1 protein-coding gene (cut by a window edge) is annotated in these 21,122 nt (G+C 61.8%); it reads left to right on the top strand.

Going from position 1 to position 21,122, the window contains the following annotated elements; translation table 11 throughout:
• Positions 1–21,122, top strand: partial view of a fibronectin type III domain-containing protein gene (locus tag EDD78_RS05985; RefSeq protein ID WP_132084320.1) — the 3' portion only. 9,190 nt of this gene lie to the left of the window's left edge; 21,122 of the gene's 30,312 nt are visible here — the last part of the coding sequence; its start codon lies beyond the left edge, outside the window; it ends in the stop codon at positions 21,120–21,122.

The raw sequence follows: 21,122 nt of genomic DNA, 5'->3' as shown, positions 1-21,122 counted from the left end.
TCCCGAAGATCGGCCGCCTGGAGTACCGGTATAAAGCGCCGGGCAGCAATAACTTCACCTCCGACGTGGCCTATGATTGCTCGGGCACCAGCGCGGCGGTACAGGGCGGGCAGCTCAATTACCCGAAGATTCAAAAGCTCGCCTCGGCCCCCAATTCCTTTAAACTGACCCTGACCGAGCCTGACCCGGCCTATACGCCGGTCGATCAGATCTACGGCTACGAAATCCGGGTCACCTATAACAAGGGCACCGGCCTGCGTCCGGGCGCCGAGACCTCGCATACCCTTCTGGTGAAGAAGGAGGATCTGGCGGCGGACGGCACCGTCGATTTTGAGGACCTGGTCGACCTGCTGGTTGCCGACCTCAAGGAAGTCGACTCGCCTATCCTGGTTTTCCGGGTGCAGGCGCGCTCGATCGCCCATAACAGCGTGCTCAACAGCAGCTCTGCCTGGACGACCAGCAGCAAGGCGATGGAGTACAGCGTGGTCGTCGAGAACCTGCCCGCACCGCAGTTGAAGCTCACGGTCGAGGGGTCCGACAGCGCGATGAGCGCCCCGACCCTCTCGTGGGATGCCATCGACGGCGCCGGCAACTACAACGCTTATATGACGAAGCCCGATGGCAGCCAAGTCACCTTGGGCGAGTCGTCGGTCGACCGTTCCTATAAGCTGAACACCAGCGAGTGGAGCACGGCGGCCGAGGGCGACTATACCTTCGAGGTCGTCGCCAATCCCGACGGCACCGACGCGGGCAAGCGCCCGAGCGTGCCCGCCACCCTGACGGTGCGCCGCCTGGCGGCTCCGGCCGGCGTGGAGCTGCGCGCGAGCGACGATGGAAAAGACATCGGCGTGCACTGGACCTCGGCGGATGCGGCGGTGAGCGGCCTCAGCTACCACACCACCGCACAGATCACCGCTTCGGGCCAGCAGAAGAGCCTTGACACGGCGGGGAATGAAACCTTCCTCAGCTTTAAGGATTACTTCGCTGCGCTGCCGCAGGGAGGCTACAGCTATCAGGTCGCCAAGGTCCAGGCCATCGGCGACGGGAGCGCCACCCTTACCTCCAAGGCATCCAGCCAGATGCAGGCGGTGCGCATCTCCAAGCTCGGCCAGATCGGTAAGCCGGCCTTTGACACGGCCGATGACAAGGTCACCACCTTCTGGACGGGTGTGAGCTATATCGACGGCGGCACCCCTGCCCCGGCCAGCTACGAAGGTAAGCTGAGCATGCAGCAGGGAAGCACTGCTGCGACCGAAACACCGATCACCCCGACCATCGGCACCAGTACGAGCGCCTCGGTGATCGACCTGGTGAAGGCGAACCGCGCTTCGCCCAGCCTGTGGACCTATCACAGCTCGATCCGCGCCATCGACGAGATCGACAAGGGCGTGTTCGCCGTTCCGGACTTCATGACCTCCGACCCGGTCTACGGCGGCAAACTGCGCGATGTCAGCGACATCCGCTTGGCCTACTACAACAAGCCCTCGGGCGATACGACCACTCCGAGCGTGATGGCTGAGTTTAAGCCCGTCACCAAGGACGGCGACTCCCGCGACCCGCTGGTGGACAATATCCTCGACTATGAGATCGAGGTGTCCTACGGCGCGGGCGCCACGGCCGGCAAGGTCACGGTCAACACCACCGACGTGCCTCCCGTGAAGGCTACCGCCAACATCGGAGGGACGGACGTCGAGGTCTGGCAGGTTGATCTCAGCGCCATCTACGACTACCTCAAGACCCAGAGCGGGGAAGTGACCTTCGGCGTGAAGGTGACCACCCGCACAAAGAATAGCAACCTGAGTGATCCCGCCTCGGCGGTGACCACGGCGAAGCTGCAGCTCGGGAAGCTGAGCGACCCGGTGATCACCTATCAGGACGGCGCGGACGGAAAGACCGTCACCGCCTCCTGGGCCAATGTGCCGAACGCCGGCAGCTATACCGTCACGCTCAAGAACTCCGACGGGGTCACCAGCAATCCTGAAATTAAAGAGAACGCTTCCGGACGTTATATCACCTTCGACGGGGCCAAGGCCGGCGCCTACACCGTGACGGTGCAGGCCCTGCCCGACAGCGCGCACTTCGAGCTGCTGCCCTCCGATGAGATCAGCAAGACCATCGTGCGCCTCGCGCCGCCGACCGGCGGCAAGCTGGCCCTCCCCGCAAGCGACAAGGACGGCGCCATCACCGCTCAGTGGAGCAAGAATCCGCTCAACACGGACAACAGCACCACTCCGGCGGGCTCCTTCGAGAGCGGCTACCAGCTCAAGCTGGTGCGCCGCACGGCGGGCGGCATGCAGGAGGCTGCGAACCAGCCGGCCGCCGGCGGCACGATTGCCAGCGGCATGGACGTCACCGCGCTGCTGCAGTCCGAGGCGACCAGCGGCAAATATGGAATCACCGTCCAGGCGGTGGGCGACGAGGATAAGACCTTGAGCTCCCAATGGTCGGTGCCCGACCCGAACTTTGACACCCCGATCTGGCAGATCGGGGCTGCCGCCGGCGCGCACTTTACCATTGAGACGAACAAGGTGACCGGCGCCTGGACCGTCGACTCGCAGCAGAATGACATCCGGCTGCTGCCGGGGATGGACGGCTACCAGATCCCGTATGGGGTGCAGCTCGAGGAGAAGCAGCTCGATGGGACTTGGGACAAGGTGGGTTCGGTGCGCGACGCCCACGGCTCCTTCGACTTCGGCGCGGGCGACTTCCCGAAGTTTAGTAGTCAGAACCAGCTCTACCCCTACCGCATGCGGATCGACAGCCAGCCCGACCATGTGCACGGCGTGCTGGCCCACCCCGACGTCACCATCGGCGCGAGCGAGGTGTTGGGCGGCTGGCTGCCTGCGGTGGAGCAGGACAGCGTGAGGCTCACGAGCCTCGGCGGCAAGGCGAACATCTCCTTTAAGCCGCTGACCGTCGCAAGGCCGGAGCTTCTGGAGAATATCAAGGAATACGTCGTCACCGTCCAGGGCGAGGGTGCGGACGCCGCGTTCAGCGAAACGGCGACCATCCCGGCCGCCGACATCGACGGCGAGAAGACGGTCCACGACGTGGAGATGCCCGGCCTGACGGCCGACTTTGGCAACGACAAGAGCTATACCATCAAGGTCCAGGCGGTGCCGGTGAACACCGACCTCAACGGGGACGGCAATGTGCAGACCAAGACCGGGCAGAAGATCACCCGGCGCGCGCTGGACAACCCGCTCTTGCAGGTCGTGACCGAAACGGACGGGGAAACCGGCGTCAAGACCACCTACCTCGTCGTCACCCCGAAGGACCCGGCGGACGTGCAGCAAGCGGTCGGCTCGGTCGTGATCAGCGGGGACTACAGCACCATCAAAAATCATGGAGGCACGGTGGACGCCACCGCCGGCACGCTGACCATCCCGGTCACCTACACCGGCGATGTGCCCGACGCGCTCAAGCTCGAGCTTGGTGTCAATACAGCGGGCAGCTATACTTACAAGGTGGTGGCGAAGCCCGCCGCCGACAAGATCGACGAGCTGATGGAGTCCGGCGAGGCCGAGAAGACGGTCGTGCGCCTCGCGGCGCCGAAGGACGCTTCCTTCGGCTACCGCAAGGTCGGCAGCGACGAGAGGATCGGCGCCGCCTTCACGAGCGAGGATACCGCCCTGCCGCAGGGCAGCTTCCAGTATCAGATCGGCCTGTATGAGGGGGCCGAGCTTAGGACCACCTTTACCTATTCCCAGGCCGACATCGCGGCGGGCGGCGCCTGCTTCCAGGATGTCACCGCCTGGCTGCGCGAGCATGCCGTGAGCGCGGATTACTACGTCAGGATCCAGGGGATCGGCCAGAGCGCCGACGGTTCGGTGCTCGATTCGGCCGTGACCGGCCCAGTCGGCCCCTTTGCGGCGACCCGCTTGCCCGTGATGGCAAACGTGCGCTTTGCGGCGACCAGGACCGGCACGGGGGACGAGCAGGTATTCGGCCGCTGGAACGCGCTGGGCGTATCGGTCCCCGGGTATACCCCGCAGTTCGACGTGGTGCTCTATCAAAATACCAATACCGAGGTCGCCCTCTCGAGCCAGGCCACCATCGGCACGAGCGGGATCGACCTGAGCCACGAGTTCGCGGATAAGGCGAATCCGGGCACGGTGCCCTATACCTTTAAGGTCAAGGCGAAGGACAACCTCGAAAAGGGCGTCTTCGCACAGAAGGATTACGTCTTTGCGGCGAATCCGGATAAGGTCTACTCCGGCAAGCTGCCGGCAGTCAGCGGTGTGACGCTGCGCCCGGCCCTCCGTGATGACGGCTCCGGTACGGTGCGCGCATCCTTTAAGCCGGCGGCCAGCGGAGAACTGCTGGAGAACATCCTCGGCTATGAGGTCCTCATCAAGAAGGGCGGGACCGAGCTGCAGAAGATCACCCTCACCAAGGAGCGGGCAGATGAGCTCAAAAACGCCCAGGGCGATGTGGTGCTCGACTGCGGCGATGTGTACGCCGACCTGATCGCGGAGGGGAACCTCGGCGCGCAGCAGGAGTACACCATCACGGTCACCACCCAGTCCAACAACCATTGCCTGAGCGCGGACAACAGCTTTAGCCCGACGCAGGCGAGCCATCTGACAGTGAAGAAGCTGCCGGCTCCGACCATCACCTTTACGGCGGCCGGCTCGGACGCGGACGCGGACGATCAGTCGGTGGTCAAGGCGACCTGGCAGAACGTCCTGCTCAACGCGGGCTACAGCTATCAGATCGGCAGCGGCTCCGAGCAGGAGCTGGCGGCCGATGTAAACGAGGTTTCGATGGGCGACACCAAGGCGGCGGGCGGCTACACCATCACGGTGAAGACCCTCGCGCCCAAGGTCCAGACCTCCGAAAGCGAGCTGCTGCTCGATTCCGACGCGAGCACCGGCACGGTGACCCGTCTGGCGGCTCCCGCCAGCGTTTCGATCGAGCTGCCCGCCGAAAGCGACGCCGACCCGAAGATCGACGCAAAATGGGCCGCGCTGCCCAGCGGCTCGAATGAAAAGGGCTACGAGCTGGCCTTCTGGAAGTGGACCCCGACGGGCGACGTATCGCTCGATACCGTCCTTGACGGTGCCGGCGCGGTGTCGAGCGGCAGCGACCTGCGCAAGGACGTCACCGCGACCCTGCGCGGCTTCGGCGAAACGGGCGACTACTTCCTCAAGGCGCGCGCGAGCGGCGATGCTGAGAACAAGTCGACCCTGACCTCGGATTGGAACACGGGCAGTAACAAGACCATCCAGTTCGTGGCGCAGCCCACCGACCTTACGCTCAACTTTGTGGGCGATAAGACCACCGAAAACGTGGTCACCGGTACCTGGACGGCGGACAGCGCCATCTCCGTCACCGGAAAGCCCGATTACCATCCGCCCTATCAGGCCGGCCTGGTCGAAAAGGGGATCAACCAGAGCTTCAAGGGCAAGGTCAACGACTATAAGCAGCCGTTTGAAGATACGGACTTTAAGAATGCCGGCAGCGAGCTGATTGACTACAAGCTGATGGTCAAGAGCCTGGACGATCTGGCGAACGGCATCTTTGCCTATGAAAATGGATCTGTTGAGATCGGAACTCACCAGGTCTGGGCAGGTGCGCTTCCGAAGGTCGATACCAGCACCGTCAAGCTCGAAAGCCGCAGCGCCAAGCGCGGGCTGACTTTCCAGCCGGTTGAGCAGAATACCCTTTACAGCAGCAAGCTCGAAAAGAACATCGCTTCCTATGACATTAAGATTACCGCCACCGGGAAGACACCGATCGAGCTGACAGGCTACAAGCCGTCCGGCGCCAACCCGTTTGTGGAGCTGCCGGCGCTTGAGGACAACGTCAAATACACGGTGGAGATCACGGCCAACCCGGCCAACACCATGCTCAACGCCGGTTCGAAAACCTCGGTGAAAAACCTGGAGATCACCAAGCAGAAGGTGGCGCAGCCCACCATCTCGATTGCGGCGGTGACGCCGGACGACCCGAACTCCGAGGTGCAGATCACCGTTTCCGGGCTCGACGAGCACACCGGGAGCTTTGAAATCTTTAAAGACGGACGCAGCATCGTGGCGGCGCTCGAGGCGTCGTACGCTTCGTCCCCGATCGAATTGGCGGCGAAGGATATTCCGGCTGCCGGCGTGACGGCCAACTATACCGTCAAGGCCTACCCGAAGGCCGATGCGCTCGATAGCTACATTGAAAACGAGTCGGAGCAGTACCCGCTCTCCCGCCTCGGGCAGCCCGTTTCGCCCAAGTTCGGCTATTATGCCGACAAGGCGACCATCGGCGCGAGCTGGGGCGATCCGAACGCGGGGCTGACCGGCACGTACAAGATGGAGCTCTACCGCTCTTCGCCCGATACGAAGGTGAAGGACTACGGTCCGTATACCACCGGGACCGAGATGTTCCAGAGCCTCTACAACGATTTCAAGACCGAAACCTCCTTCACCGACGGGCGGTACTACGTCAAGGTGCAGGCGATCGGCGACGGTACCAGCACCCTGACCTCGGACGCGGTAACCCAGAGCGGGACCTATCAGGTTTACAAGCTGACCGCTGCCACCGACGTCAAGCTGGACTACAGCACCGGCGTGAAGGATGGCGACGACAACGATGAGGTCTACCTGACCTGGAAGGACAATGCGCCGACCGGCCAGGATGTGGACTATGACATCCAGATCAAGAAGAACGGCACGGCCATAAGCGCGGACAACACCGACCTGGCCGCGGCGCTCACCACCCTCGATAAGACTAAGAAGTCGGTGAACCTCGAGGCGCTCACCAAGACCACGCGAGACACTTCTTCCAACACCCCGGTCTCCTACGAGGCCGCGGTCGGGATGAAGGATAAGTTCACCGACGGGGCCGCGCTGATCGCGACGGGAGCGCCCACCCCGAGCACCCCGGCGGCCGTCTATACCGGCACGCTGCCGCAGGTCGCCCAGAACAGCATAGGCATGGAGCTCTACCTCAACGCCGCGAGCGGCAAGAGCGTGCAGGCCAAGTTTACCCCGGTCGCCGACAGCAATAAGCTGGCCGGCAACATCAAGGAATACCGTCTGGTGGTCGAGCGCGCCGACGGCGCGGCCATTGCGGACGGGGCCGAGACCCAGGTGGTCAAGACCATCCCGGCGGGCACCGCCGTGGGCGGCGACGGGTACTTTACCGTCGAGCTGCCGGAGATCTACCGCGACATGACCACCGCGGGGCATATGAACCGCGACGACAACACCTACAAGGTCACGGTGACCACCGTCACCGCCAACGATGCGATGAGCGTAAACAGCGAGCCGATGGGCGCGCACAGCGACATCACCCTCAAGGCGGCCCAGCTGGCCACCCCGGTCATCACCTTCGAGGCGACCGAAAGCGACGGCACTGCCGACGCGAATGGCACCCAGTCCAAGGTCTGGGCCAAGTGGAGCTCGGTGCCGGGCAACGCCGGTTATACCGTGACAGTCAACGACGGGACGCCCGTGAGCCTGCCCGCCTCCACGGCCGAGGTCAAATTCGACCTGGGCGACACCGCGGTTGCGGGTGCCTACAAGGTGACCGTCAAGGCGATCGCTGCCGATTCGGATGCGGATAAGCTGGATTCAAACGAGGGCAGTAATACCATCACCCGCCTGGCGTCGCCAAGCGCCCCTGCGGGCGGTTCGACGATCGACCGCACGGCCGACGGCATCTTCGCGCAGTGGAGCGCGCTGACCGAGGCGGTGAAGGAGTACAGCGTCCAGATTTGGGAGAACAAGGGCGGCAGCGAAGAGCCGCTGCGCTATGCCAGCGGCGATACCTGCCAGACCTCGGTCGCCAGCGGCGAGCGCGTCTCTATCACCGCGCTGCTCGAGGGGAACCTGAAGCACAGCGGCAACTACTTTGTCAAGCTGCGCGCGCTGGGCGATATGTCCGATGCGCAGATGAACGCCGGAAAGGCCACCCTCAACTCGGCCTGGTCCGGCAACCGCACCGATGTTTCGGCGATCAAGCTCGCCGAAGCCCCGTCCGACCTGGAGTTCGACTTCGTCACTAAGAAGGCGGAGAAGACGGTGCTCGGCCTGTGGAAGACGACGGATGGCTCCATCGCCTACAAGGCGGGCCTCATCAAGGCCGGGACGCTGCAAGGCGGCACCGTGGGCGACCAGGCTGAGACTGGGAAGCGCAACTTTGCCGACGGCTCGTTTGACAAGTCTGCCGCCACGCCGGTGGAGTATAAGCTGCGCGTCGAGGCCAAGGCCGACTACGCGAACGGCGTGATCGGCGGAGCCTATACGATCGGCGAATCCTCGCCGGTCTATGCGGGCACGCTCTCAAGCATCGGAGAGGGCGACATCCAGCTCGTCAAGCAGGGCGGCGTCAACGGCGTCAAGTTTGAGACCATGACGTCGGTCGAACCGAAATTTGCACAGAACGTCGCCTCCTATACCATTACCCTCGTGAAAGAGGGCAGCACCGACCAGATCACCCTCGAATACCCTGCCAGCGGCGAGACTCTCGACGCATCCCTCACAACGGTGTTTGTGCCGCATGCGGGCATCGATTCGCAGGCGAACTATACGGTGAGCGTGGTGGCCAACCCGGTCAACGCCGGACTCAACACCAAGTCGGTGCCGGTCGGCGTCAAGACCCAGGTCGGCGTGGAAAAGCTCGACCGCCCGGTGCTGAGCATCTACACCGACGGCGAGGCGGGCGACCATGACGCCACCACCTACCTGAAGGTCTCGGGCGTCTCGGTCGATGCCGGGAGCTTCGAGGTCTACAGAGGCGATTCGGCCACCGGTACCGCGCTGAAGACCGTCCCCACCGAGCCCGGAAAGGTCGTCTACGACCTGCCGATCACGGCGGCGGACGAACTCGAGGACATCACGGCGGCGGGCACCTACACCTACACGGTCAAGGTGATCCCGAGCGCGGACAAGACAGACAGCTTCGATCCGAACGTTTCCCTGCCGGTATCGACCACCCGCCTAAGCCAGCCCACCGGGATCGGCGTCGGCTACCAGGCGGACAAGAGCGCCATCGGCGCCTACTGGACCGACACCAACACCACTGTGGCGGCAGAAAACTACCGCGTGCAGATTGCAAAGGACGGCAGCTATCTTTCCGCGCTGACCTATACCGTGGCCGGAAATGTGGAGTACCAGGCCCTGACCGAGGACCTGCGCGATGAGGCGCAGGCGACCAGCGGCAAGTATTCGGCCACCGTGCAGGCGGTCGGCGACGGGACGAAGACCCTTTCCAGCGCGCCCGCGGTCCAGACCGGCGAGGTGTATCAGGTCTATAAGCTGGGCCCGGTGCAGAACGTGCGCTTCGACACTGCGGATAACCAGGTCTTCGGCAGATGGGATGTCCAGACCTTCATCATGGACGGGGCGGACTATACGCCCAAGTATGACATGAAGCTCTGGCGCGGTATCAATCCGCTGACCAGCGGCTTCACCGTCGGCACCAGCAGCGACCTGAGCGAAGTGGTCAAGGAGACCCGCGAGTCCGTGCCGACCAAGTACTCGATCCGCGTCAAGGCGCAGGATGACCTGAGCCGCGGCGTGATCGCCGACAAGAACTATGTCCCGACTGACGACAGCGTCTTTGTCTACGGCGGTATCCTGCCGTCGGTGAGCGCCGACAGTATAGGGATGGAGCCCTTTATGAACGACGGCGGCGAGCCGAGCATGAGGGTCACCTTCCAGGCTGTGGCAAGCGGCAACCTCTCCGGGAACATCAAGGAATACAAGGTAGTGGTCAAGGCGGGTGGCACCCAGATCGCCTCGGCGACCAAGACCTTGGCCGCCGGCGCGTCCGGCGAGGTGGAGCTCAAGGAAGTCTATGACCACCTGAAGAACAACATCAATTTCAGCCAGAGCTATCAGATCACCATCACCAGCGTGTCCGGCAATACCAGCCTGAGCGCGGATTCCTCGCCGGCGACCAAGAGCGTCCCGATGGTGATCCAGAAGCTGTCCACACCGCAGGTCAAGATCACGGCCTCGGGCGACGGCCAGACCCAGGTGCGCGCCGAGTGGACCCCGCCCACGGCGGAGGTGGCCGACATTGACGGCTACACCGTGACGCTGAAGTATCAGGATAACAGCGGCGGCGCCGAAGTATCCACCGACCTGTCTGGTTCGGTTCTGACCGACGGCGACAAGCGGTACGTCGATCTGAGCGCCCTCACTGCCCAGCCGGGCAGCTACACCGTCGAGGTCACGGCCAAGATTCAGGTGACGGACGGCACCGGCCTGCTCAAATCCGATTCGGATATGGGATCTGCTTCCACCGCGCGTCTTGCGGCGCCGGGTAGCCTGAGCTTCACGCTGCCGGCCGCGGGCGCCAGCGGGGCTGACAATCAGATTAAGGCCTCCTGGAGCTGGGTTGACGGCAGCCGTGAAAACAGCGGCTACACCGTCAAGCTGCAAGAGAAGGACGGTGCCAGCTATGTGGACGTGGCGGGCGAGACGATCTCTGTGGCAAAGGCGCAGACGAGCGCCGACGTCACCCCGACGCTGCGCAAGAGCGCGATCGCGAGCGGTGTATATGCCGTCGCGGTGCGCGCCGAGGGCGACAGCGTAAGCTACGGCTACCTGAGCTCGGCCTGGTCCGAGAGCAGCCCGGAAGTGGAAATCTATAAGACCAAGGTGGAGAGCGATCCGCTGCCAACCATCAACGCGCCTCCCACCACCGAGAACATCACCGAGGCGAAATGGGCCTATACCCCGGCCGACGGCGGGCTGCCGGCCCCGGCGCCCTACAAGGTCGAGGTGCTGCGTGACACCGAAGTGACCGTCACCTATGAAAAGGCCACCGGCGGCACCTGGATCCTGGAAGATCAGGCGATCGACCAGGCGCGCGCCACCCTGAGCCCGTACACGGCACGGGTCACCGCGCAGGAGGATTTGAGCCGTGGGTTTATCCCGTTGAGCACCGCCCCGGTCTCCGGCACCGGGAAGGTCTACGGCGGCAAGCTGCCGCAGGTCGCCCCCTCGAGCGTCAAGCTGGCGCGGGGCGATGCAAATGAGGTCCTGCTCACCTTCTCGCCGGTTACCGATAACAGAGTGCTCGCCAATATCCAGGGCTACAGCGTGACCATCCAGAACAGCTCTGCCCAGACTCTCGTCGGGCCGCTCACCCTGGGGGCCTCGGACGGCGCGGGCTACGATGTGACGGAAGCGGTCATGGGAGACCTGAAAGCCCAGTTCGCGGCGAACCCGGGCCAAACCAGCGAGCAGTATACCGTGCTGATCACCGCCGAGCCTTATAACAGCCTGCTCAACGCCTCTTCCAATGAGAGCAGAATCAGCAGCGGCAACACCACCATCAGCGTGGCCAAGCGGGCGAAGCCCACCGTCACCCTCACAACCGATCCTCTTCAGGGGATTGATCGGACGACTACCGCTTCCTGGACCGGTATTTCCGGGACCACGCCCGCCGACTATAGGCTGAGCGTCAAGCTCGGGGAGAATACTGTGGCCGGCGTGGACTATGTCATCGAGAGCGATGGCAGCGATCCGCCCAAGTACACCTGTGACGTGACCGACGCGCTGAAAAACGCAGGCGAATATCAAGTCAGCGTGGTCGCGCTGGCCGATCCGGACAGCCTGACCGAGGTCGATTCCGACCCGGGCACCGCGAAGATCAGCCGTTACAAGAGGCCGGAGAACGTCTCGTTCACTTCGACCAAGACGAAGATTACCCTCGGCTTCTCGAACGGCTATGGCGATAATCTGCCCGGCCTGACCGAGCAGGATTTCGTTGTCACCCTCACCGAGGGGACGGGCGAAAGCGCTACCTCCCAGACCATTAAGACGGGCATCCAGAGCCTTGGCGGCGGCGCCTACAGCCTGGATGTCACCGATAAGATCAAGGCCGGCGGCGTAGGCAGCTACACCGCTACGGTCCGTGCGGTCAATCACACCAACAATAAGACCTATCTGCCTTCCGTGGAGTCCGTTGTAACCACGAGGCCTTACGTGCTGGGACGCTTCGAGGCGCCCACCAACGTGGAGGTGGATTCGCGGAAAAATCTCAACACCGCGATTGTCGCGGGCTGGACCGGCCCGGCCGGCTATGACCATGTCGACTATGTTGTGACCCGTTACAACTATGTCGGCGAGGGTACCGCCGGGACGCTGGCTGGAACCACGAGTTATAACGTGGCCAATGCCCAGACCAAGGACGTCAGCGGGAAGGGCACCGGCGGAACGGAGCCTAACCGTGTGGTCAATCCCACTGAAACCATGACCTACACCGTCGAGGTCACCATCGAGGAAGACCTCGCCGCGAAGGGCAACCAGGGCATGCTCGCGCCTGAAAACCCGGGCAAGAGCGTGGACAACACCGAGCCCACCAAGCAGCAGGCGGTCTCCGGCAAGCTCAAGACCCCGTCCGGCGGCTCGGCAACGCCTGAAAGCGACGATCTTTCAATTTCCGGCTTCACCACCGACGATCGCGCCGCGCGGTACGACGGCACGATCAGGCGCAACGAAGAAGCGCTTCCCGATGTGACCTGCACAGCGCCGCCGATGGTGTTCTTAGGCGCGGTTAAGACGGATCAGGCATATACCTACAATGTCACCCTCAAGTCGATCGCGCGCAACACCCACCTGAATACCGATTCAGATGTTGCCTCGCTCACCTATGAGATGGGCAAGCTCAACACGCCCGGCGTCACGGTGGAGGGGCTCGCTTCCGACAGCCACGCGACCGTCACGGCGAGCTGGACCGTTCCCGCCACGTTGGAGGAAGGCTTCGACCGCTATAAGGTCGAGCTGTACAACGTCAACGCAGACGGAACCGATGGCACGCAGGTAGCCAATCCTTACACCGGCAGCCTGGAAGCGGTTGCCGGAGGGGAAATTTCGATCAAGCTCAACATTGCGCAGGATCAGGCCGGCGGCGACTACCGGCTCAAGGTTCAGGCGATCTCGAATAAGGCCATAGTCAGCGATTCGGATGTGGCGATTGTCAACATCCGGCGGCTGGCTCAGCCCGCTGCGCCCGAATATGAGGCGGTTTCCGGCTCCAGCGGCCGCAAGATTTCCCTTAAGTATACCGGCGAGGCCGGGCAGAAGTACCAGGCGATCGTGACCTATACGGGTGCGGCCAACGCCGTGGTCGACGAGACCGCAACCGGCGGCGGCAAGATCGATATCACCTCTGACATGGTTGCAAATGCGGTTGAAGGCGTGACCACCCGGTACCTGGCCACTGTACGTGCGCTGGGCAGCCCGAGCACGGGCAGTTCCGCAAACCCGGAGAATTGGGTGATCCTCAATTCCCTGGACAGTGAGAGAGCCCAGCAGGATATTTATAAGGCTCCGGTCATTCCGAACGTAAAGATCGACACCAGCTATGCCGAGGGGCAGACTGCGGTCAACGCGACCTGGACCGGAAACAACAAAGCGCTGAAGTACGAATACAAGTTCGTTAAAAAGGACATCTCCGAGTCGACGGAGACTGGTACAATTAACGCCAAGGATGGCGAAAACCGGCCGGTTACCTCGTTCGACGTAAGCAGCTGGATTAAGCCTGGCGAGGTGCAGCGCGACAACACCTTCTATATCCGGGTGGCGGACGATCTGCCCGAAACCGAAGGTGCAACGAAGGCGGAGTGGATTCTCGGCTCGGCCTATCAGGAAGCTTCGACCCTGACCCCGGTGCGCAGCGGTAAGTTTAAACAGTTTGCACCCAATGATATTGTAACCGCGCTCGACCCCGATACCGGCAGAGTCATGGTCAAGTTCCCGACCGAGATGTCCACCGACAGCAGTAAGCCCTTGGATCCCAAGCAGGTGGAAAGCTATACGGTCAAAATTTATAAGCGCAATTTCGTCGAGGTGTTGGACAGCGTGACGGTGAGGACCGTTGATCCGGATGTGGGAGTCGATATCACCGATATCATCTACTCCCATGTCAACCCCACCTTGGGCGAAGGCGTCGCAGGCCCGGCCGCGGCTCCGGTCACCCAGTTTACGATCAATGTGATTGCCAATCCCTACAACCCGCTGATCAACGCGGCGAATGATTCGACCGATGTCTACTATGATCTGAGCGCCGATCCCTCGATCAAGCAGCTTGATGTACCTAATCTCTCGCTACACACCGAGGAAGCCAACCTCTACGAGAGCAGATCCACCCTGCGGATCGCCAACGGCACGGTTGTCAATGAAGCGATTGCGGCGGGCAAGTTCGGCGGCTACGAGGTGCGGCTCGGCGGCCAGAAGGTCGAGACGGTGAAGAATGCCGACGGCAGTTACTCGGCCGACATCACCGATCTGACCAAGACCGCGGGCGACTACTCGATCACGGTGCGCGCCTTGGCTCAGGAAGGCGATCTCAGCTACTATTCGTCTGCGCTGAGCAGCGTCTTCAAGGTCACTCGTCTGGCGGCGCCGACGCCGGCCGACCCCTGTTTCGTGGGCGACGACGGCAGAAAGACCATTACCATCAACTTCAGCGGCGAGCGCGTTCAGAAGTATAAAGTAAATCTGAGCTTTAAGAACGCGACGATCGGTATGTCCGAGAAGAATGCGGATACCGAAGGCAATGTGAAGTTCGAGCTGAGTGAGGAGACCATCCGGGCCAACGGCGCCGGGACCTATACGGCCAGCGCGGCGGCGGTGGGGAATAAGAGTACCCAGAGCGGTGCGACCCTGACTTCGGACAATTCTGCTACCAGGACCCAAGCGATCCAGAAGCTCGATGCGCCCAGTACGGCCAGCTTCGACATCACCTCCCTGGCGAGTGAGAGCAAGGCCAAGATCAGTTGGTCCGATCCGATCTCGCTGGCCGGCCATACCGGCTATACGCCGAAGTACCAGATGAGGGTCTACGCGCCCTCCGGCGAAAAGCTGAAGATCACCGACGTCCTCGGAGCGAGCAGCCAGTTTGACACCGAGACCGGCGGCGCGTCCTACACCTTCGGCCAGACCAGCCCGGCGATTGATCAGGAGTCGGCGACGAGGGAGAACTACCGCGCGGCGGTTTCCTATGTCGGCAGCTTCGCGCAGTTCCTGCTCGATTCGGACGAAAAAACCACCGGGCAGGTGGACGGCGGTAGACTCGTCAAGCCGGTGCTGACCGAGGCGAACATCAAGACCGACAACGGCATTAACCTGGTCTTTACCCCCGACCGGCGCGCGGCGAGCTACACCGTTGAGCTGACCGATTCTGATGCGGGCAAGAGCTATACCACTCAGCCGGTCGAGGTGCCGGATAACGGTAACATCTCGATCGACATCGCCAGAATCCTGCGCCAGGCGGCGGGCGACGGTATGTCGGCGCCGTATACCTTGAAGGTGAGCGCGACGCCGAAGAACGCGGCGGTCAACGCGACCTATGAGGGCACGGCGGATGTGGACTATACCCAGGACATTACGCCGTTTGAGGCACCGACCATTGTCGTGAACTTTGACCCGGACAACAATGCGACGATCCCGACCGCCAAGGCGACTTGGCCGGAGCAGGAGGGGCGCAGCGCCCAGCTCGAGCTCAAGGTTTATAACAAGGCGGATTACACCCCGGGCAGCTCGGAGGGCTCCGGCAATACACTCGGCACCGTGACCGTGGGTGCAAATGCGGGCGAAACGACCGCTTACCAGCTCACCGCTATGAGCGATCCGGGCGAGTATGTCATCACCGCCCAGCTTGTATTGGTCGGCAGCGATGCCAGCCACACCTCTTCGGCGGTGGTTGAGCAGTACGTCACCCGCCTGGCGGCTCCGCAGAATCTGGAGCAGAAGTGGACGAACACCGACCTGTCCCTCGAGTGGGCCGGCGTGACGGGCAACGGCGGTTATAAGATCGCCTTCTCAAAGCCTGCCATCAATCCGGTTTTGGTCAACAAGATCTCCGATGTGAAGGTAACCCGGTCGATCACCGAACAGCTCAAGCAGATGGACGCCGGCGTGGATACCGCGGTGGACAACACCGTTTCTGTCTTCGCCCGCGGCCAGAGGCCCGTTTCGGACAGCGGTACCATCATGCTGCCCTCAGCATCGGCGAGCACCAGCTTTAAGCTCAAGAAATGGCCGGCCCTGACTGACGTCAAGATCCGCACCGAGGCGCAGACAGATGCTGAAAGGCAGAATGGTGTGGTCAACGCGACTTGGACCCTGCCGGCGAACGTACCGGCCGGGACACAGTATAACCTGAATGTTTATAAGGGTACCCAGCAAGACCGCAAGGGTGAGCTGGTTGCCGGGTCCAGCCAGTTGGTTTCGTCCAATGACGAACCGATTGACAGCTGGGTCGACCCGGCTGTGACCAACCACTACTGCGTGGGCGTTTCCCGCGCCATGCAGCTGGTGGTGGACGGCAATCCCGACGAGCATTACCTCGCCTCCGACGAGGAGGTCAGCCCGACCGTGATGAGCGGTCCGCTGAATACCTTCACCGCGAAGGACGAGCCGGATATGGCCAACAATAAGGCTTATCTCGCCATCACCAACACCGAAGACACCGAGGCGAACCCGGTGGTGAAGAGCTACAAGGTCGACGTTACGGTCAATCCGAGCAGCCCGACCAATTACACGGCTACTCAGGTTACCGGCAACAAGAACCGCTTCGATATCACCGGCAGCGGCACGGCCGGTTTGAAGGCGGATACCGCGTTCAGCTGTACCGTCACGGCCAACCCGGTCAATCCGAAGCTGCGCTCGTCGGTGCAGATCAAGGCGCCGGACAACCGGACTTACAAGTATCCGTTTACCTATCTCGGAGAAAACAAGGCATCCGCGGCGAACCTCGCGCTCTCGGCGGCGGTGGGCGACACCTCCACGGACGATTACCTCAAGGTGACGTCTCCCGTCAATATGACGATGAAGCTCGAGGGTACCCCGAACGACGGCGCGGCCGCCATGCTCAAGGAGTACCGGATTTCCTACTCCGTTGACGGCGGAACGGAAACGACTTTCACGGTATCGCCTAAGGCCGACCTTGCGGCGACGGTAGAGAACATCCGCAGCAGGATCGCCGTCGAGACGCCCGGAATCTATGAGTTCAGTGTTACGGCGGTCCCGAAGGCGGAGAGCATCTTCTTCGTCGAGCAGAAATCCGATAAACCGCTCGCCGTTCAGCAGCTGAGCAAGCCGGCCAGCGCGACCCTCGGCTTCTCCGAGGACAGCGCGAAACTTTCCTTCGATCTGGACAGCGCATGGACCTACCAGGTCGACAAGGAAACCAGCGGGTCGCTGGCAGCCGAGATTGTTGAAAAGAACATCACGAGCACAACGGCCTATCCGATCGATGTGACGAGGCATATCTCGGAGGCTACCGGTTTCCGCCTCGGTGTGCGTAAGTCGGGCGATAAGCAGAGTGCGCCGGGTACCAGCCGGAGTATTATCAAGTTGACCTCCGACATTACCTACGCGAACGCGGCGACCTCCTTCTCTAAGGAAGCCACCCCGATCGATCTGTCCATCGACATCACCCCGCTGAACATCACCGGCGGCAGGGCGGTGGCCCATTGGACTCAGAGTGGCGCTGTGGCGCCGAGAAGTTACGAAGTTATCCTATATAAGGATGACGTTAAGTTCGGCGATCCGGTGACAGTTGCCAGCGGTGTGACCGAGCTCGACCTGACCACGGTCAGCGGCTACCTCGACAACCAGAACGAGCACAGCTACGGCTTCCAGGTCGTCGCCAAGGGCGACTTCACCAAGCAGACGGTGGATTCCGATCCCACTGCCTTGGCGCAGGAGGGTACCGCCGGCGCGCTGACTATGAACCCGGTGAAGTCAGTGCTGCTACCCAAGCCGGACGCTTTGGTGACGAATACCGACGAAAGTTATACCCTCAGTCTCACCAACACTGATAAACGGGTACATTCCTATGAGATTGTGGTCAAGGAACAGAATAACGATGCGGTCAAGTATACGATCAAGACCAGTGCCCATGTTGACAGCGTGGATGCAATTGATTGGACCGACTGGACCGATACAGCGGGTAAGAATATCACCATCGACATCAACAAGTACCTCGACCTGCCGGGCACCAAGACCTATGAATTCCATGTCACCCCTGTCGCGTATAACAGCGCGCTCTACGGCGTGCAGAAGGCGCAGACCAGTGTCGAGGTGACCCGCAACCCGGTCGCCAAACCGACTGACTTTACTCTGCAAAACGGCACCATCACCGATGACGGCTCTAACGCGAATACTCTCCCGAGTGTCACCGCGAGATGGAAGCCTGGCGTAGCCAGCGGCAATACTGCGGCAGCGGCCTCCCACGTAGTGGAAATCAGCTACGTCGTGGACGGCGATACAAAGACTGAAAAGGTAAGCGGACCTGCCTCTGCGGGCAGTGATGGCTACATGTCGGTGGACATCACCGCGCAGACGACGGCCGCGCGCGACTACAGCGTCAAGGTTGTCGCCCTACCGGACAGCAGCAACATTTCCCAGTTCAGAAGCGAGACGTTGCCCATCCGGGCGTTCCGCTACAAGGCACCTGTTGCCGCTGACCCGGCCTTCAGCACCGACGCTGACGGCAAGCAGTACTTCGTCAACTTCACCAGCGACGTGACCAACGGCAACAACGTCCTGGTCATGCGCCAAGGGACATCGAGTCCGATAGACAGTGCACGGAGCAGCGGGATGCACAGTCCGGCGCGGATCGATAACCTGATCTCCAACGCCAACCAAAGCGCAAGCATTGCGGCACCGTTCGACGTCTACCTGCGCACCATTGGCGATGCCACCCCGATTGAGGCCGGCGGAGAAATTCACCTGACCTCGGCGGCCGCGACGGTCACCACCGAAGCGCTGACCCCGGTCTCGCCGGTACAGAACCCGTGGTTCCAGATGACCAACAACGGCACAAACGACCAAGTTAAGGCGCAGTGGACCAGTACGGACAGCAACGCCACCCGCTTCAAGCTGACGCTGAGCGGGAACAGCGGCAAGGTGCTGGAGGAGGAACTCGAGAACGTCAGCGAGTTCGATCTCACGGACAGCGTGGATAACGGCTCGGCGGACGCCGGAAAATCGAACCACCTCTACACCTTCCAGCTCGAAACCCTGAATGACTTCAGGGCTGGCAAAGCCCACTTCGTGAGAACAGTCACCGGCCTGAAGGATACCTCTTCGAAGGTCCTGGACGGCAACACCGAGCTGACGATCGACGGCGTTGCGGCCGGCACCCTCGACGCGGGCCGTTTGGCCGCGCCGACGCCGCCTGCCGGTAAGACAATCGAGAAGGACGGCGCCAAGCTCAAACTGCCGATCACCACCGACCCGAGAGCCAAGAGCTATTCTGTTGAAATGCGCTTCAAGGCCCTGGACGGGGCAGACTATGGCGAATATGCGAAGATCGGCGAGAACATTACCAATGCGCAGATTTCCGCAGCCGGTAACTACATCGAGATCGACAATGTCTTCTCGCAGAAGGGCAACTATCAGTTCAAGGTTACGGCCCATACCTATAACAGTGCGGTCAACACCGAGAACGTCAGCGACGCCCACAACCGGCTGTACAACGCCACCACTCTTGAGGCACCGAAGAACGTCAACCTGACGGCAACCAACAACAACAAGAACGGCATCGCCGACTTTACGCCGGAGGTGAAGGTCAACTGGGATATCGTGGCCGCTAACGAGAATGAAATCACCGGATACGAAATAGTCCTCAAGTGGACCTCGGATGGCACAAATTGGCTCGATTACCAGACCATTCCGGTTGCCGGACAGGGCACCAAGCAATACGTGCTGCCGATTGCGGAGATGTTTAAGAATGCGGCGACTACGCCGAACCTGGCCTACCAGGTAAGCATGCGGACCAAGGCGGATACGGCGCTCAAGGATAAGTACGAGGATTCCGCCACGACCGCTCCGATAGGCCTTTCTAAGCTCAGCACACCGCAGATCAACGAGCCGGTCTATGAGACCGATAAGGTCACGCTGGGCTGGAATGCGATTTCCAATGTGGACGCTTCCAATTCCTACTACACCCAGTTGCAGCACAAAGCGAACGCAGAGTCCGGAACGACGGCCGACGAGGTCGTGGCCCGCAGAATTACAGCGACGAGCTACGATGCGGCGTCCGACATCGAAACCTATGCACAGCAGCATCCGGACGGCAGCGCGAGCGGCGTGTATGTGCTCAATCTGAGGGCGCTCGGTACGCCGGACAACACAGGCGTCACCACGGGCAACACCCTCTACTTGACCTCCGACCAGCGCAGCAAGACCACCAAGACGTTCGTCCAGCTCAAGGCAGCGGACATCACCTTCCCGGTCTACCCGCTTGACGACGCGAGCGCGGCGGTCAAGACCAGCGGCATCGACGGGTCTACCGATCCGGCGACAGCCAACTGGACGGTGGAATACACCGGATCCTTCGCGGGTAACTTCATGCTCAAGCTCTATAAGAGTATGGATGCCAAGGCAAACTTTAGTGTTGTAACCAATACGGATGGTTCAGAAGTCATCGTAGAGGTTACCAACGAGACCGATAAGAGCTACAGCATTCCGCTCAACGACCCGCAGAGGCAGTCGGAAGGAGTGGACGATGCCCGCACGAGCGGCCTCGACAGAGTGGGTAAGCCCAATGCCTCCGGCACGCACGACCCGTTCTACTACAAGTTCAGCGTCCAGGTGAAGGGAGACTACACCAAGGATCCGGCAGTTATCGGAACTGGTGAATTTGACTCCGGTTCGCCCGAAGCCCAGACCGGTATGCTCGACGACTTCTCTATCGGGGACATCTCGACGGGCACCGACTCGGCAAGCGCTGCGAGCTACAGCCTGCTCGATTCCCCGAGCTACAGCAGCCGTTCGCTGTATGTCTTCACGCCTCCTGAGGAAGAAATTCCACAGGAGGACGTGAGCAGCAGCTCGACGGACGAATCCAGCTCTTCCGGGGATGAATCCTCGAGTTCGCAGGACGAGAGCTCCTCGAGCTCCGGCAGTTCTTCGGACAGCAGCACATCCTCGGATGGCTCGTCCTCCGACAGCAGCTCGTCCTCGAGCGGATCGGAGAGCAGCTCCTCCGGTGGAGGCGAGAGCTCAAGCAGCAGTTCCAAGCCGGATGTGATCGTACCTGACGACATCTGGGACTTCGGCAGCAGCTCGAAGGACGAGGAGGAGGATTCCTCCTCCGAACCCGAGCCGCCGCCCGAGGAACCGCAAGACCCTGAAGACATCCCCGTCGCGCTGCCCTAG

This window comes from Harryflintia acetispora, from assembly GCA_004340125.1.
GTDB classification, from domain to species: Bacteria; Bacillota; Clostridia; order Oscillospirales; family Ruminococcaceae; genus Harryflintia; species Harryflintia acetispora.
Note: the sequence above shows the minus strand (reverse complement) of the source record. Positions and strands in the feature narration are given on the sequence as shown.